This is a genomic window from Methylomonas sp. MK1 (assembly GCF_000365425.1).
Taxonomy (GTDB): Bacteria; Pseudomonadota; Gammaproteobacteria; order Methylococcales; family Methylomonadaceae; genus Methylomonas.
In genome coordinates, this window is the sequence record NZ_AQOV01000001.1 from 1,590,127 (window position 1) to 1,606,153 (window position 16,027).

Here is a 16,027-nt window from a genome sequence, read left to right on the forward strand (position 1 = left end):
CCTATTTACCCGACAAAATTATCAGGGATCAGCAGTCGGTGAAAAGAACGCATTAAAGCCCCTTGATTCAAGTCCGATTTTCAACTGATTGTCGCCGGTCCATAACAAACCGCCCATTTCGATGGTCAGCGCGACAAACAACAAATCTTTTGCATCCACATCTCTCACCAAGCCCCACGCTTTTTGTAAAGCCTCGACCGAGATACTGTTTTCATCAAAGAAATCGATATGTCGAATCAACTCATAAAGTAGCTCTAGGACTTCATCCTGGGAATGCTTACTGACCGCGCAGATTTTTTCTTTGTATTTAAACAATTCGACAAAGCCATATTTAGGCATCAACAAGGGCTGCTCCGAGCTCAACAACAATGTGGCTATATTGGAGTTTTTATTTACCAATGCCGAAAAAACGATATTGGTATCAACAATCACCGGTTTCATTTAATTTTTGCCAGAAACCTTTCCTGATTCTCCCGCCACCAATTTTCTTTCAATTCATTATCAAGCAAACTTGTATCATCATCGGTCATCTGGCTTTTAGAAATCAGCTCCTTAACGCGCAGCATTTCAATCAATCTTGTCAATTCATGAGCCGATAAAAACTCTTTGGAGAAACTTAAATTGACTGTTTTGTCTGTGGCTTGGTAAGTCAACATGGTTAGGGCCTCTTCTGGAAAACTTAAAGCCTGTCGTAATAATGTGTCGCTATCGCGACGGGTTATTTTAATGTCGGTTTCACGAACCACATCCATGTGTTTGGCCTGCGGTGCTCCGCATGCAAATCGGCTATCCTGCCGATTTGTCGGATCGACAACCGAGATACTTTTCTTTGCTTGTCCAAAGAAAAGTATCCAAAAGAAAAGACACCCGGATGCCGCTTATTCCCCGCGCTCCTCGATTTTGCCGGGTCTTGACCAAACCCTTCGTCAACTCGATGTATCCCTAAATCGCCCCTATCAGCTAAATTTGGAACCGTGCGTTCTAAGAACTTTCGATGACATCAACATGCTCGGGCATTTTTCCATTTACATTTAACCAATATTTATATCGCTCTAATTTTTCTGAGTAGATTAACCGAAAAGTATCACCCCTTACCATCCCTAATATACTATTTTCACCACCAGATACTGGTGGAATATAAATTTTTGCAAGGAATCCATACATTAAAAGTTCGTCAGAGAAGTTTTGATTATGAACAACGGAAAACTTATCCTTCTTTATATTCTCATCAAAAATAATTTCGCTAATTATAATATCTGAAATTGAAAACCAGTCATACTTATGTTTTCCTGATGCTGAAATAAACGGAACTAGAGAAGCTAAATTTACAGAATATTTTTTTCCAGAAACAACATTGTCAGCATCATTTTCATAATTAGACTTAACTACTATGTCATGCAATCGGTTAAGTCTACTATGAATATACGTAAAATCCTTTTCTTCAGTTCCTGTAAAGATACTCGGCTCAATATCAGACAAAGCCTTACTGAGTTCTGCGTTTTGCTTGCGAAGCTCATTAATTTCAATCAACAGCTCTTCGCTTGATACCTTGTCGGCTCTAACCCAACCAATTGCTGGAAACATTTTTATTGTTTTTGGCATACTTAGTGCCACAATTCCAGGCAGCTCTTTGGAGCTATTCCAGAACTTAACTAATCTGCCTGTAGCAACTTTTTCACGAAAAGATTGTAAGCGAGCACGGAGATCAGGATCGGGCTCAGATTTTTCAAAACATATTTGATTTGGCTGCTCATGCAATAATGCAATTACTTTTAATCCTCGACCGAGTGCATATTCATATTCCTGCTCGGTATAACTAATACCCTTCTCTGTTACCGAACCGTACCTTCCACCAATAATCAATAAATAATAATCACAGTCATCGATTATTCGCTTTATGAACTCAAATTGATCCTCATCAGTAGCCGGAAACAATTCCATTCCTGCAGGAATACAATCCAACTCCATCAAAGTCTGAATAACCTTATGTCTTTCATCCTTTAAATCGGCATAAGTTGAGCTAACAAATACTTGATACCTCTTTTCCAAATTGTATCTCCGCTGTTTACCAAACTAATAGGTTTGTTAGTCAGAAGACTGGATAACACTATCGAGAATCCAACCTACATGGAGGCGGGTTTTGTCCCGTATGCCGCGCCGAGCACCGAAGCTTTTGGCGGGAATAGCCCGTTAGGGGCGATGCAGGGATGCATCGCGTTGACGAAGGGGCAGGATGCCCCTTTCGGCAACCCCCGTCAAAAGCGAGGAGCGCAGGAAACAAGCGGCGTCCGGGTGTCCTTTCTTTTGGATACTTTTCTTTGGACAAGCAAAGAAAAGTATCTCGGTTGTCGGTCCGAGAACCGACTTCTAATTAAGCCGTCGCGTCAGCGACACACTCCAATCAAATAGCCTTTAAATCGAAAGACTATATGATTTCACCCTCTTCATACAAAGTCTCCGGCGCAATATCCGCCCCATTTGGCCAAGATATACTCCAGCCATCGACAAAAAACCTCTGAAAATACTGCTTATCCTTCAATGGCTCGAAAACCTCGCCATGCAGCCACTTCCAACAATCGGCAATTCGTTTTTCGCCGTTATCGAAAGTTAATTTAATTTTGTAATCGCTTAAATATTCGGCATCAACAACAACGGGCATGTACTGCATAGATTTTCTCCGTTAATTGAGAGGTTCGATTCTATCAATCTGCTTACCTTGGTTAGCTTTTTGCCAATTCTGCATCAGCTCTTCCTGATGGAGTAATGCCCATTCCTGAATCAATTTTTTGGCAGTTTTCGAGCTTATGTTGCCTTTAATCATATTTCCATCCATACCGAACACACCCCGCTGTCCTTGATATTCAGCATGAAAATGCGGTGGATTATGGTCGTTATGAAACATCCGAATGATAATTCCAAAAAACATGGATACATAAGGCATCGTAATCCACCGTTCGAAAAAACTAACCGGCTAATCGCTCTCTAACCCACTCCGGCACCGCCGCCAACGCCGCCGGCAATCCGGCAGGATCATTCCCGCCTGCCTGCGCCATATCCGGCCGGCCGCCGCCTTTCCCACCGACTTGGGTCGCGACAAAATTCACCAACTCACCGGCTTTGACTTTATCCATCGCATCCTTGGAAACGCTGGCGATCAAACTGACTTTATCGCCGCTGACCGCAGCTAAAACCAAAGCCGCGCTGCCAAGTTTATTTTTCAACTGGTCGGCCAAATCGCGCAGGGCTTTCGGATCGACGTCGTCGAGTTTCACAGCCAGCACTTTCACGCCATTAACGTCAACGGCCTGATTGGTCATTTCGTCGCCCGCCGAGCTGGCTAATTTAGACTTCAATTTTTCCAGTTCTTTTTCCAGTCCACGGGTTTTTTCCAGCAATTGGTGGACTTTATCGGCAGCTTTGTCTGGCGCGGCTTTCAGCAAGCCGGCGATACTTAGCAAAGCTTTTTCGCGATGATCTATCCAATCCAAGGCACCTTGGCCGGTCACGGCTTCCAGACGTCTGACACCGGCCGCAACGCCGGTTTCGCCGACGATTTTAAACAAGCCGATATCGCCCGCTCTATCGACGTGAGTACCGCCGCAGAGCTCGGTGGAGAACTCGCCGATTTTCAACACCCGCACTTCATCGCCGTATTTCTCGCCGAACAAGGCCATCGCGCCGGCTTTCACGGCATCATCTTTGGCCATGATTTCGGCAGCGACCGGGTTATTCAAGCGAATTTGTTCGTTAACCAAACGTTCGACGGTCGCAATTTCCGCCGGCGTCATCGGTTCGAAATGAGAGAAATCGAAACGCAAGCGCTCCGAGTTAACTTGCGAACCCTTTTGCGCCACATGTTCCCCCAAAGTCGCCCGCAACGCGGCATGCAATAAATGCGTGGCGGAATGGTTGCGCTCGGTGGCTTTACGAATCTCAGCATCGACGCTGACTTCACAAGCTTGGCCCTCGCTGAGGGTGCCACGCAACACTTTACCTTTATGTAGGAATAGTTTGCCACCCTGTTTCTGGGTATCATGAACTTCGAAAACCGCTTCACCACATTCGATGCGGCCGGTGTCGCCGACTTGGCCGCCGGACTCGGCATAGAACGGGGTTTGATCCAGAATCACCACGCCTTCGTCGCCCGCTTCCAAAGCATCGACCGGCTGGCCTTGCTTGAACAAGCCCAGAATTTGCACCGAGCCGTCCAGATGGAAATAGCCGGTAAATTCGGTGCTGCTGTCGTGTTTGATGTCTTGATCGTAATCGGCTGCGAAACTACCGCCGGCGCGCGCCCGATCGCGTTGCGCCGCCATTTCCACTTCGAAACCGGCATGATCGACACTGAGTTTATGCTCGCGAGCGAAATCGGCGGTCAAATCTACAGGGAAGCCGTAAGTGTCATACAACAAGAACACCACGTCGCCGGGGATGACATGGCCGTCCAGTTTGGCGACGCAGGCTTCCAGAATTTTCATGCCCTGCTCCAGGGTTTCCGCGAAGCGCTCCTCTTCTTTTTTCAGCACCCGCTCGACTTGCTCCTGAGCCTTAGCCAACTCCGGATAAGCAGCACCCATTTCCGCGACCAGCGGCGCAACCAATTTGTAGAAGAAGGTGTCTTGAATGCCCAAACGGTAACCGTGGCGAATCGCCCGGCGCACGATGCGGCGCAATACATAGCCGCGGCCTTCGTTGGAAGGCAATACGCCATCGGCCACCAAAAACGCACAGGAACGAATATGGTCGGCGATTACCCGCAACGAACTATTCGCCAAATCGTTGGTGCCAGCTAGCTGGGCGGCAACTTTTAACAGGTTTTGGAACAGGTCGATTTCGTAGTTGCTGTGCACACCTTGCATCACCGCCGAAATCCGCTCCAGGCCCATGCCCGTATCGACCGATGGTGCTGGCAACGGCGTCAGGTTGCCGTCCTTGTCGCGGTCGTATTGCATGAACACCAAGTTCCAGATTTCGATGTAACGGTCACCGTCTTCGTCCGGGCTGCCTGGAGGGCCACCGGCTACATGTTCGCCGTGGTCGTAGAAAATCTCGGTGCAAGGGCCGCAAGGGCCAACATCGCCCATCGACCAGAAATTATCTTTAGCGCCGATCCGCGAGAAGCGCTTGGGGTCGTGTTTGACATCTTCCAGCCAGATCGCTTCGGCTTCGGAATCTTCGTCGAATACCGTTACCCACAGTCTTTCCTTAGGAATACCCAGCTCTTTGGTGAGGAAGTCCCAAGCAAAATGAATCGCATCGCGTTTGAAATAATCGCCAAAGCTGAAGTTGCCAAGCATTTCGAAGAAGGTATGGTGACGCGCGGTATAACCGACGTTTTCCAAATCGTTATGCTTGCCGCCGGCCCGCACGCAGCGTTGACTGGTCGCTGCGCGAGTAAAATCGAGTTTCTCACGGCCCAGGAACACATCCTTAAACTGCACCATCCCGGCGTTGGTAAACAACAGGGTGGGGTCGTTGCCCGGCACCAGAGAGCTGGACGATTGCACGGCGTGACCGTGTTGGCGAAAGAATTCCAAAAAGGCGGTCCGCAATTCGGCGCTGGTCATTGTTTTCATTGTGGTTAGTTCGGTTAATTTAATTTCAATTTTTTAAATTGGATTCAATAATCACGGCCGATCAGCCGGCCCTGCATCTCAAGATAAGCCGGAAACGCAGTATCAAAACTCAACAATCTCGCATTCTCAATTAAGGCCGTGGCAATAATCAGACGATCTTGTGGATCTTTATGATGCTCCGGCAACGCCACAGCCAAACTTGCAATCGGCGGCGTAACCGGTAGGAATTTGACACAATCTGATTCAATAACATCTTCAAGCCATTGCTCGAATTCGCCACCCAATTCGATTCTTCCGTGCCGAACCAACCACGCCATCTCGAAAACGGAAATTGCGGAAACCGCTACTTCATCGGCTTGCTCGATTAAATCGACAATGCCGGACGGCAAACGCCCCGGAATCTGATTAGTCCACCAATGCCAAATATGCGTATCCAATACAATCAATCAGCCAACCCCCAGTCATTGGCGGACAGTGTGTTGATGACATCACCCAATTCTTTCACTCGCCCTGCGAATTGCGCAGGCGGTCTGCGTTTTCTAATTGGCGTAGCAGCTTGATTTTCATCCAACAATGACACCGTCACTACGATACGGTGGTGTTGCAAGTGCTTGGGAATGACAATTGTCTCGGGTGCATCGTCATACACTTGCCTAAATTGCGAAGCCGACGCTATGAGTTCATTTGAGGAATGGGCTGTCATTTTTTCTTATCTCGCTGGTTGAGATTGATGCGCTTCACTTTGTTCAGCACATCCTATCGAACTTCTTTTTTTTGTTCCAACAAACGTAGGTTGGGTTAGCGTAGCGTAACCCAACTAAAAGCTCTGTTCGCCGGGTTACGCTACGCTAACCCGACCTACTTAATTTGATTTTCAATTCCGCAAACAAGCGTTTAATCATCTCGCCGCTGAAACCGCGTTGCTGTAAAAAGCGACTACGCTTCAACCATTCATTTTGGCTCAGCAATTTTTCGTCGTCGTATTTACCCAAATACACGTCCAACAACAAATTCTGCCAACCACCCTGTTCTTCGGCTTGGGCATCTGGATCGGCGTCATTGATACCGCGCTGTTGCAATTCGTAGCGTATGCGCGTAGGTCCGTATCCGCTTTGGATACGCTGCCGAACATAACATTCGGTATAACGCTCGTCATTCTGCCAATTCTGCTCGGCCATCTCAGAGATGACCGGCTCAACCTCATCGCGATTAAATCCACGCAAAGCCAATTTGTCCAGTAACTCCCGGCGGCTATGTTCGCGCCTGGACAACAACCTCAGGCAGACTGTCTCGATCTGTTGCCGACGCTCAATCGCCGTCGACAAACTCGGCGTCGTCGTCTTCACTGACTGCTGCCGGTGCGGCCGCTAACTTGGCAAAGGCTTTTTCGCGGATAGCTTTTTCCAATTCGGCGGCCTTGTCCGGGTTATCCCGTAAGAACTGCTTGGCGTTGTCCTTGCCCTGACCGATCTTCTCGTTGTTGTAGGCATACCAGGAACCGGACTTTTGCACGAAGCCAAACTCCACACCTAAATCCACCAACTCGCCGAAGAATGACACGCCTTCGCCATAGAGAATCTCGAAATCGGCTTGTTTGAACGGCGGTGCGACTTTGTTTTTAACCACTTTGACACGGGTTTCATTGCCGATTACTTCGTCGCCTTTCTTGATCGAACCGATGCGACGAATATCCAAACGTACCGACGCATAAAACTTCAGTGCATTACCGCCGGTAGTGGTTTCCGGGTTGCCGAACATCACCCCAATCTTCATCCGCAATTGGTTGATAAAAATCACCAGGGTGTTGGAGCGTTTGATGTTGGCAGTGAGTTTGCGCAACGCTTGCGACATCAAGCGCGCTTGCAAGCCCATGTGCGAGTCGCCCATGTCGCCTTCGATCTCGGCTTTGGGAGTCAAGGCCGCCACCGAGTCTATTACCACGATGTCAACCGCGCCGGAACGTACCAACATGTCGGTGATTTCCAAGGCCTGCTCGCCGGTATCCGGCTGCGACACCAATAAGTCTTCGATATTGACGCCGATCTTTTGCGCATAGACGGGGTCCAGGGCGTGTTCGGCATCGACAAACGCCGCCGTGCCGCCCAGTTTTTGCATTTGCGCGATGGTTTGCAGGGTTAAAGTGGTTTTGCCGGACGATTCCGGTCCGTAGATTTCGATGACCCGACCGCGAGGTAAACCACCGACACCCAGGGCAATATCCAAGGACAGCGAACCGGTGGACACCACTTCGATATCGCGACTGGCGGCGACGTCGCCCATCCGCATCACGGAGCCTTTGCCGAATTGCTTTTCGATCTGCATCAACGCCGCGCCCAGCGCCTTTTTCTTGTTTTCGTCCATTTTAGTACCTGCTGTTGTCTGGCCGGTGAAAGCCGCGCATTATCCCATAGACCCTGGCTGTGAAACAGTTTTAATCGCTCTACAAACCTTAGAAAAAGCCGGCAGCGAGTTGCGGGTTGAACGGAAAATACAAGTGCAGATACGAGGCTTGCGTGGAGCCGTTGCGGAAAAAGCCTTCGCCATGCCCAAAGCTGCGTTGCGCGGTGGAGGTAGCGAACGGCTGCAGCGCGGTTTCCAGTTTGGAAAAATGAAAGCTGTGGCCGCGAATCTCGCCCTGCTCCAATTGCAGACTATGCATACCAAGGTTGGCTAACCTAGTTTGCATGGCGGCGCTACCGGATAACAAACCCACCATCGCCGCTCGATGGCCTTCCTTGTCCGCCAGACTATCCAGCAAATACAAAAAACCGCCGCATTCGGCATAGATGGCTTTACCAGCGCGATGATGCGCAGCTAAAGCCTGCTTCATCGCCACGTTGTCTGCCAACGCTTGCAGATGCAGTTCAGGGTAGCCGCCCGGCAAATAAACGCTATCGACCGCCGGCAAGACACTATCGGCCAGCGGCGAGAAGAATGCCAACTCGGCACCCATCGCTCGCAAACAATCCAGATTGGCTTGGTAGATAAACGAAAACGCCGCATCGCGCGCCACCGCGATGCGTTTACCGGCCAGCAAGCGCGGCGGCGGATTGGCGGAAACGTTGGCAAACGCGACTGGGGCCGGCAAAACACAGGGCGTAAAGCTGTTTAATAATTCCGCGGCCCGCGCCAGCCGGGCATCCAGATCGCCAATTTCATCAGCTTGCAGCAAACCCAAATGCCGGGACGGCAAACCCACCGCGTCGTCTCGACTCATTGCGGCCAACAAAGGCATGCCCGCCGGCAAGGCTTCCTGAAGCATCCTGGCGTGACCGGCACTGCCGACCTTGTTGGCTATTGCGCCGGCAAACGGCAAACCAGGCCGGTAATTGGCTAAGCCGTAAGTCACGGCAGCAAAGGTCTGCGCCATGCCTTGCGCGTCGATCACCGCCGCGACCGGCACCGCCAAGGCCTGAGCCAGATCGGCGCTACTGCTGTCACCGTCGAACAAACCCATCACCCCTTCGATCAAGATCAAATCGGCTTCGTCGGCGGCTCGATATAACAACTCGCGGCAATGCGCCTCGCCCATCATCCATAAATCCAATTGATAGACAGGCTGTCCGCAGGCGTGGGCCAAAATCTGCGGATCGATGAAATCCGGGCCGGTTTTGAACACCCTTACCCGGCGGCCTTGCTGCCTATGGTGATAAGCCAGCGCGGCGGTGACGGTAGTTTTGCCTTGCCCGGAAGCCGGAGCGCTGATCAACATAGCCGGACAATTACACGGGTCGGTAGTCGTGGATAAAACGGGAGAAAAAGTCAAAATATCAGTCCTTTTGGTAAAACCACATTTGATAAACACTCATTAATATTTGCACGCCCATCGATAAGCCCATCAACGCACCACTGAGCACCACCACATAGGCAAATTCGGAAATATGTTTAGTCACAAACCAGGACACCACGTCCAATAGCATCGCAAAAAACGGAATCACCAGCGCCACCCGCTTGACGTAAATATTCATGTCGCAGAGCAGAAAAATTTTGCCTATAAAAAACAGGATGAAGGCGATACCGAATAAATGAATGTGCGACACCCTGACCAGCGCCGGCGTTGACGCCCCGCCTTTATGCGCTACTTCGGCAACGCCGGCGTAATGGGTCAGATTAGGCAGACTCGGGTTGGCGGCAGGATTGTGACAATGAATACAATCACGGCTCAAAATCGGCGCAATCTGTTGCTCGTAAGGCTGTTGCTCAGCGCCATCCTGAATCCATTTCAAAATAACTTCTTTATCGCTTTTGTATTTCAGATTGGGCTCCATGATGCCGTTGATCGCCGCGCCCAGTCGCGATTGAGTGGTGGAGCCGTGGTACATAATGACGATATCGTCGATTGACAACCCGCGCTTGCCGTCGCGGCCTTGATGGGTGTAATACAAATTCACCAAAGCCATCAGATAGCCTAAGCCAATGGTCAACAGGAATACGGTGTTTAATATTTTCTCACTGGTGGAAATATCTCGAAAACGGCGATATTGTTTGGGCATAGGCGACTAAGAAAAAGACAAAGTGGGCACGATCCATGGTGCTAGACTGGCGCTGAGGAAGCCTCTAACAAGCCAGAGCGGCTCCCCAGCTACTCAATGGCATCAAATGGCTTTTAGAATAATCGATATGCAAATATTGATCTATGCCAAGTTCGCGGAAAAATCCTACCGGCGATTTTTATTTTTATCGCATAATCGACCACGGTTAAGCGCCAAGAATCCTTCAAGCTATCAGGGAGCACGTTCTGGTTTTGAATGAATTTTCCAACGTCCACCCTTTGCTAACACCGCAAAAATAACGATGAAACTATCCCCAGCGATTTAAGTCATTGGGAAATCCAACACAGCAGGAGCACACATGCGCACATTATTACTTTCCTTACTTGCCGCTACCGCCTTTTACAGCAGCTTATCAACAGCTCAAGCCCAAGATTCCGCTAGCGTGGCAGTCCCGGATAAAGTCAGGGCCAATATTTTGAAACGACATCCGCAAGCACAGGACCTGAAAGCGACTCAGGAAACCCACTTTGGTCAACAGCTGCTGGAAGTCAGCTTTAAAGACACTGAAGACGAACTGAAACATGAGTTATTTAGAGCGGACGGCGCGTTGTTTGCGAACGAAATCCTGTTGGCAAACGGCCTGGAAATATCGCCTGATGTGACCAAAGTGCTGGCCGATAACTTCCCCGGCTATAAGCTGCATAAGGCGGAATTGGTGATTAACCCGAACGGCGTGGGCGAAGAATACGAATTGTTTATCGAAGTGGGCGGCAGCAAATGGAAAGTTGCGGTCAACGACAAAGGCAAAATCACGGACAAAGATGCCTATTAAAGACTCACTCTCCACGCATGTTATTCCGGAATCCTAGGACTTCCGACCCATTAACCAGGCTCTTAAATTCCGTGGTTCCATCATTCCCGCGTAAGCGGGAATCCAGCGTGAAAAATGGTCTCCCGCCTACGCGCTACGCGGGAGCGACGATATTGAGGGCCGGGTTAGTAAATTCCGGCCATTCTCATCAGTGTTTTTCTTATATCTAAGCCGACTGCCTTTGCCGACGCCCGGTACTACTAACGGCAGCACCATCGACACGCGGAGGAAGCGGACAGAGTAAAGCACATCGCTAGCCGTTTACTCTGATTCGTGGATTCAAAATCCAATTCACAGCAAATCCGCTATTTTCCGCCCCACCTTGCTGGTCTTACAATATCGGTATGACTCAAAATAATTCTTCCATCGCCAAACTGTTTCCCGGCTTTTCAGACGCTGATAGCTTACAGATAGACCAAGCACTGAAGCTGGTCGAGCAACTTTCGGTGGACTACCACGACACCGTCCGCCCCAAAGGCGTCGATGTCGCAGCGATTTTAATGAGTGTGCATATCGACCTGGAAACTATTCTGGCGGCGCTGCTCAGCGATTCACGCGTTGCCGGCAAACTTAGCGACTCGGCAATACGAGAGCAATTCGGGCCGGTGGTCGCCGACTTGGTTAAGGATGTGAGCTGGCTGAATCATGTCAGCATTTACAGTACCGACATGGCAAACCAGCCCAATCAAGCCGAGATCTTGCGGCGCATGCTGCTGGCGATGACCCACGACGTGCGGGCGGTGCTGATTAAATTGGCTTTCCGCATTCAACGGCTGCGCGGACTACAACACGAGCAAGAAAATATCCGCCGCTTTATTGCCAGGGAAACTCTGGATATTTACGCGCCTCTCGCCAATCGCCTGGGCATTAATCAATTTAAATGGGAATTGGAAGATCTGGCGTTTCGCTATGCCGATCCGGAGCATTACCGCTTCGTTACCGAATCATTGGCGGTCAATCGCGAACAACGCCAAGCCTTTATCGAACGCTTTGTAACGACCCTTAACGACCGTTTAAAACAGGAAGGCATACAGGCCAAGGTCTACGGCAGACCCAAGCACATCTATAGCATCTGGAACAAGATGCACCGCAAGCAGCTGGCGATAAATGAGCTTTACGACTTATTGGCAGTGCGGGTGGTGGTGGACAGTTTGTCTGCCTGCTACATGGTGCTGGGCTTGGCGCACAGCCAATGGCAACATATTCCACGCGAATTCGACGATTACATCGCCAACCCCAAGGAAAACGGTTATCAATCGCTGCATACCGTGGTTTTGGATGAAGACGGCAACCGTATCGAAATTCAAATCCGTACCAAAGCCATGCACGACTTCGCCGAGTTGGGGGTAGCAGCACACTGGCGCTATAAGGAGGGCACCAAGTTCAACGCTGCCACCGAGAAGAACATCGCGTCGCTCCGACAACTGCTGGAAGACAAGGATAACGCCGACAGCTTACTGGAAAACTTTCATACCGAGCTATTTTCTGATCGGGTATTCGTACTCACCCCGGCCGGTAAGCTGATCGACTTGGTCAAGGGCGCTACTCCACTGGATTTTGCCTATGCAATTCATACCGAAGTCGGCCATAGCTGCCGCGGTGCCAAGGTTAACGGCCAGATCAAGCCACTGACCTACAAGCTTTGTTCCGGGGAGCAGGTGGAAATTATCACTGTCAAAAACGGCCAGCCCAATCACAACTGGCTGAATCCCAACCTCGGTTACTTAAAGACCCCCCGCGCGATCAGTAAGGTAAAAAGCTGGTTCAAGCAACAACAGCAGGCCGAAAATATCGCCGCCGGCAAATTGCTGCTGGATAAGGAGAGTAAGCGACTGGGATTAAAAACCGTCGATATCAACGAGCTTTTAAGGCATTTTAAATTCTCGGACATAGAACATTTTTACGAAGCGCTAGGACACGGCGACATCAACAACAGGCAATTGGCCGGCGCACTGAAAATTCCGGAATTGGAACCTACGCCGATTAAGTTGGTGCCAAGCAAATCCCCGACCCAATCGGCGATCACTATCGACGATATCGATAACGTGGTCACCACGCTGGCGCATTGTTGCTCGCCGGTAAAAGGCGACGAGATAATCGGTTTTATCTCGCATAAGCGCGGCATCACTATTCATCGCCGCGATTGCGAGAATATCCGGCATTTATCACCCGAGCAACAATTGCAATTGTTGAAAGCCGATTGGAGTGGTCAACAAACCGTACACCACAGCGTGCCGATTTTGATTCACGCCTTTAATGCGCAGAATTTGCTGAACGACGTTTCTCAGGTACTAGCCGCCGGGAAAGTACATATCAGCAATGCGTCGCTAAAGACTCACGACGATTTGTCGGCCATTCTGACTATGACCATTCAAATTGAAAATACCGAGCAGCTCAGTTTGGTGCTGACACGTATCAGTCATTTGCCGAATATTATTGAAGTGAGGAGGAAAGTCTGAATCATCGTAACTTCGACGATCCGGAAGACTTTTTTAGCGGCTCGGCAGACGATTCATGCTAACATAGCCGTTTTAAATTTAGAGCTTTAACTATGGCAAAAGAAGATCAGATTGAAATGGATGGCAAGGTCATCGACACACTGCCCAATACTATGTTTCGCGTCGAGCTAGAAAACGGTCACATCGTTACCGCCCATATCTCCGGCAAAATGCGCAAGCACTATATCCGCATCCTAACTGGCGATAAAGTCCGCGTAGAAATGACTCCTTACGACCTAACTAAAGGCCGTATCACTTTCCGCAATCGCTAACCCGTCTCCGGGAAAGCGATTGCTTCCCTCGTTCTACACGACTTGATTTAATTCCGAAACGATAAGTTGTTTGCTCTCGATGGCAAAAGCCAACGCATCGTTCTCGACATGTACTCGTACGTGACCGCCATTCGCTAAACGACCAAACAACAAATCTTCCGCCAACGGTTTTTTGATCTTTTCCTGAATCAAACGCGCCATTGGCCTTGCGCCCATTTTCGGATCGCAACCGTGCTCGGCCAGCCAAGACCGCGCGGCAGGTTCCAAAGTCAATGTAACGTTCTTATCGGCCAATATGGCTTCCAGCTCGAAAATAAACTTATCGACCACACTACCGACCACCGCCATATCCAGCGGTTTGAATTGCACGATGGCATCCAGACGATTTCTAAATTCCGGCGAAAAACCGCGCTCGATCACTTTCATGCTATCGGAAGCATGATTTTGCTGAGTGAAGCCGATAGAGGCCCGGCTGCTTTCCTCCGCGCCGGCGTTGGTAGTCATAATTAGAATGATGTTTCTGAAATCGGCTTTACGACCGTTATTGTCGGTCAAGGTGCCGTGATCCATCACCTGTAGCAATAGATTGAACACATCCGGATGGGCTTTTTCCAATTCATCCAACAACAATACTGCATGGGGATGTTTGGTCACCGCTTCGGTCAGTAATCCGCCCTGATCAAACCCAACATAACCCGGAGGCGCACCGATTAAACGCGATACGGTATGCCGCTCCATGTATTCGGACATATCGAAACGAATCAATTCTATGCCCAATACTTTTGCTAGCTGGCGCGTCACTTCGGTTTTACCGACACCGGTAGGGCCGGCAAACAGGAATGAACCGATGGTTTTAGTGGTATCGCGTAAACCCGCCCGTGACAATTTGATCGCCGACGCCAACTCTGAAATAGCCTCGTCCTGACCGAACACCAGCATTTTCAGATTTTTTTCCAAGTTGGATAGTTTATCAATATCGTTGGACGATACCGATTGGGCCGGCACTCTGGCAATTTTGGCGACGATTTCTTCAATCTCTGCGGTATCAATTAGATCTTTGCGGTCAATACCGGCAAACAAACGCTGCCTGGCCCCGGCCTCGTCGATTACATCAATGGCCTTGTCCGGCAAATGTCTGTCGGTGATATAGCGTGCTGATAATTCCACCGCCAGTCGCAACGCTTCTTGGGTATATTTCAGGCCATGATGCTCTTCAAAGCGTGACTTCAAACCCTTCAAGATTAATACGGTATCTTCTATCGATGGCTCTATCACATCGATTTTCTGGAAGCGCCGCGCTAGAGCATGGTCTTTTTCGAAAATACCACGATATTCTTGATAAGTAGTGGACCCAATGCAACGCAATTGTCCGGATGCCAACACCGGTTTGATCAAGTTGGACGCATCCATCACCCCACCGGAAGCGGAACCCGCGCCAATAATGGTATGAATTTCGTCGATAAATAAAATCGAGTCGGGTTCTTTTTTAAGCTGGCTAATTAAAGCCTTTAGTCGTTTTTCAAAATCGCCGCGATATTTGGTACCGGCAACCAGTGCGCCCATGTCCAAGGAATAAATGACACTATTCAACAATATATCCGGCACTTGTTCTTCGACAATTCGTTTCGCCAAACCTTCGGCTATAGCGGTTTTACCGACCCCAGCCTCCCCTACTAATAGCGGATTATTTTTGCGGCGGCGGCATAGCACCTGAATGGTCCTTTCCACTTCCAGCTCGCGGCCAATTAGAGGATCGATGTTGCCTTTCAGGGCTTCTTCGTTCAAGTTGGTTGCGTATTTTTCCAATGGGCTGGACAAAGCTTCATTACTGCCACGGTCGGCTTCCGGCTCCTCGCTGCTATCTTTTCTGAACTGCTCGATTTTGGAAACCCCATGCGCCAGATAATTGACCACATCCAAACGGGTGATGTCTTGTTTGTTCAACAGATAAACCGCATGTGAATCCTGCTCACTAAACAGGGCGACAAATAAGTTCGCGCCGGTGACTTCTTTTTTGTCGGAAGCCTGCACATGAAACACCGCACGCTGTAAAACGCGCTGAAAACCTAAAGTGGGCTGGGTTTCTCGCTGTATGCCTTCAGGAATCAGGGAAATGGTTTCGTCTATAAACCGGGTTAATTCGGCCCGCAACGCATTAACATTGCAGCCGCAAGCGATCAAAATAGGTATCGTCGTGACGTTATCCAACAAGGCCAGCAACAAATGCTCGACGGTGATGAATTCGTGTCTTTTGGCATGAGCTCCAGTAAAAGCAGCGTTCAATGTCACTTCAAGTTCTTTACTTAGCATGGTTACC

General features: G+C 49.6%; 16 protein-coding genes. 3 read left to right on the plus strand and 13 right to left on the minus strand.

The features are described 5' to 3' along the window. Nucleotides 1-21 precede the first annotated feature (21 nt). The 12 genes from G006_RS0107355 to G006_RS0107415 all read right to left on the minus strand — a co-directional run bounded on the left by G006_RS0107355 (nt 22) and on the right by G006_RS0107415 (nt 10,069). Entirely contained in the window at nt 22-441 is a 420-nt protein-coding gene (locus G006_RS0107355) for a PIN domain-containing protein (RefSeq protein WP_020482534.1), read from the minus strand. Further along, nucleotides 438-752, minus strand: a complete 315-nt coding sequence (locus tag G006_RS0107360) for a hypothetical protein (protein WP_020482535.1) — start codon at nt 750-752, stop codon at nt 438-440. Before G006_RS0107360 ends, G006_RS0107355 begins: the two co-directional genes overlap by 4 nt. A gap of 229 nt (nt 753-981) precedes the next feature. Further along, entirely contained in the window at nt 982-2,049 is a 1,068-nt protein-coding gene (locus tag G006_RS26980; protein ID WP_020482536.1) for a DUF4062 domain-containing protein, read from the minus strand. Between the two features lie 376 nt (nt 2,050-2,425). Beyond that, nucleotides 2,426-2,668, minus strand: coding sequence for a DUF2442 domain-containing protein (locus G006_RS0107375; protein WP_020482538.1), 243 nt, complete (start codon nt 2,666-2,668; stop codon nt 2,426-2,428). A 12-nt stretch (nt 2,669-2,680) separates the two neighbouring features. After that, the gene (locus G006_RS0107380) at nt 2,681-2,941 is read right to left on the minus strand and encodes a DUF4160 domain-containing protein (protein ID WP_020482539.1); all 261 of its coding nucleotides are present in this window, start codon (nt 2,939-2,941) and stop codon (nt 2,681-2,683) included. A 22-nt stretch (nt 2,942-2,963) separates the two neighbouring features. After that, nucleotides 2,964-5,576, minus strand: a complete 2,613-nt coding sequence (alaS, locus tag G006_RS0107385; RefSeq protein WP_020482540.1) for an alanine--tRNA ligase — start codon at nt 5,574-5,576, stop codon at nt 2,964-2,966. Nucleotides 5,577-5,620: 44 nt separating this feature from the next. After that, nucleotides 5,621-6,022 carry a type II toxin-antitoxin system VapC family toxin gene (locus G006_RS0107390; protein ID WP_020482541.1) on the minus strand — a complete coding sequence of 134 codons (402 nt, stop codon included), beginning with the start codon at nt 6,020-6,022 and terminating at the stop codon, nt 5,621-5,623. Further along, the gene (locus G006_RS0107395) at nt 6,019-6,279 is read right to left on the minus strand and encodes a hypothetical protein (protein ID WP_020482542.1); all 261 of its coding nucleotides are present in this window, start codon (nt 6,277-6,279) and stop codon (nt 6,019-6,021) included. The genes G006_RS0107390 and G006_RS0107395 overlap by 4 nt, the downstream gene beginning before the upstream one ends. A 145-nt stretch (nt 6,280-6,424) precedes the next feature. Beyond that, entirely contained in the window at nt 6,425-6,922 is a 498-nt protein-coding gene (locus G006_RS0107400; protein WP_152428821.1) for a regulatory protein RecX, read from the minus strand. Next, complete coding sequence (gene recA / locus G006_RS0107405; RefSeq protein WP_020482544.1) at nt 6,885-7,937, minus strand: recombinase RecA; 1,053 nt, start codon at nt 7,935-7,937, stop codon at nt 6,885-6,887. Before recA ends, G006_RS0107400 begins: the two co-directional genes overlap by 38 nt. 88 nt (nt 7,938-8,025) lie before the next feature. Beyond that, nucleotides 8,026-9,288 (minus strand): cobyrinate a,c-diamide synthase, encoded by a 1,263-nt coding sequence (locus G006_RS0107410; RefSeq protein ID WP_020482545.1) that lies wholly within the window; start codon nt 9,286-9,288, stop codon nt 8,026-8,028. Between the two features lie 58 nt (nt 9,289-9,346). Further along, nucleotides 9,347-10,069 carry a hypothetical protein gene (locus G006_RS0107415; RefSeq protein ID WP_020482546.1) on the minus strand — a complete coding sequence of 241 codons (723 nt, stop codon included), beginning with the start codon at nt 10,067-10,069 and terminating at the stop codon, nt 9,347-9,349. A 358-nt stretch (nt 10,070-10,427) separates the two neighbouring features. Between G006_RS0107415 and G006_RS0107420 the strand changes: the two genes are divergently transcribed. The 3 genes from G006_RS0107420 to infA all read left to right on the plus strand — a co-directional run bounded on the left by G006_RS0107420 (nt 10,428) and on the right by infA (nt 13,710). Continuing rightward, nucleotides 10,428-10,901, plus strand: coding sequence for a hypothetical protein (locus tag G006_RS0107420; protein ID WP_020482547.1), 474 nt, complete (start codon nt 10,428-10,430; stop codon nt 10,899-10,901). A gap of 383 nt (nt 10,902-11,284) precedes the next feature. After that, nucleotides 11,285-13,399 carry a RelA/SpoT family protein gene (locus G006_RS0107425; protein WP_020482548.1) on the plus strand — a complete coding sequence of 705 codons (2,115 nt, stop codon included), beginning with the start codon at nt 11,285-11,287 and terminating at the stop codon, nt 13,397-13,399. 92 nt (nt 13,400-13,491) lie between these two features. Next, nucleotides 13,492-13,710 carry a translation initiation factor IF-1 gene (gene infA, locus G006_RS0107430; RefSeq protein WP_013819653.1) on the plus strand — a complete coding sequence of 73 codons (219 nt, stop codon included), beginning with the start codon at nt 13,492-13,494 and terminating at the stop codon, nt 13,708-13,710. 33 nt (nt 13,711-13,743) lie between these two features. On the opposite strand, the gene clpA is transcribed toward infA, so the two are convergent. Beyond that, on the minus strand, nt 13,744-16,020 hold the full coding sequence (clpA, locus tag G006_RS0107435; protein WP_020482549.1) for an ATP-dependent Clp protease ATP-binding subunit ClpA: 2,277 nt from the start codon (nt 16,018-16,020) through the stop codon (nt 13,744-13,746). Nucleotides 16,021-16,027 lie beyond the last annotated feature (7 nt).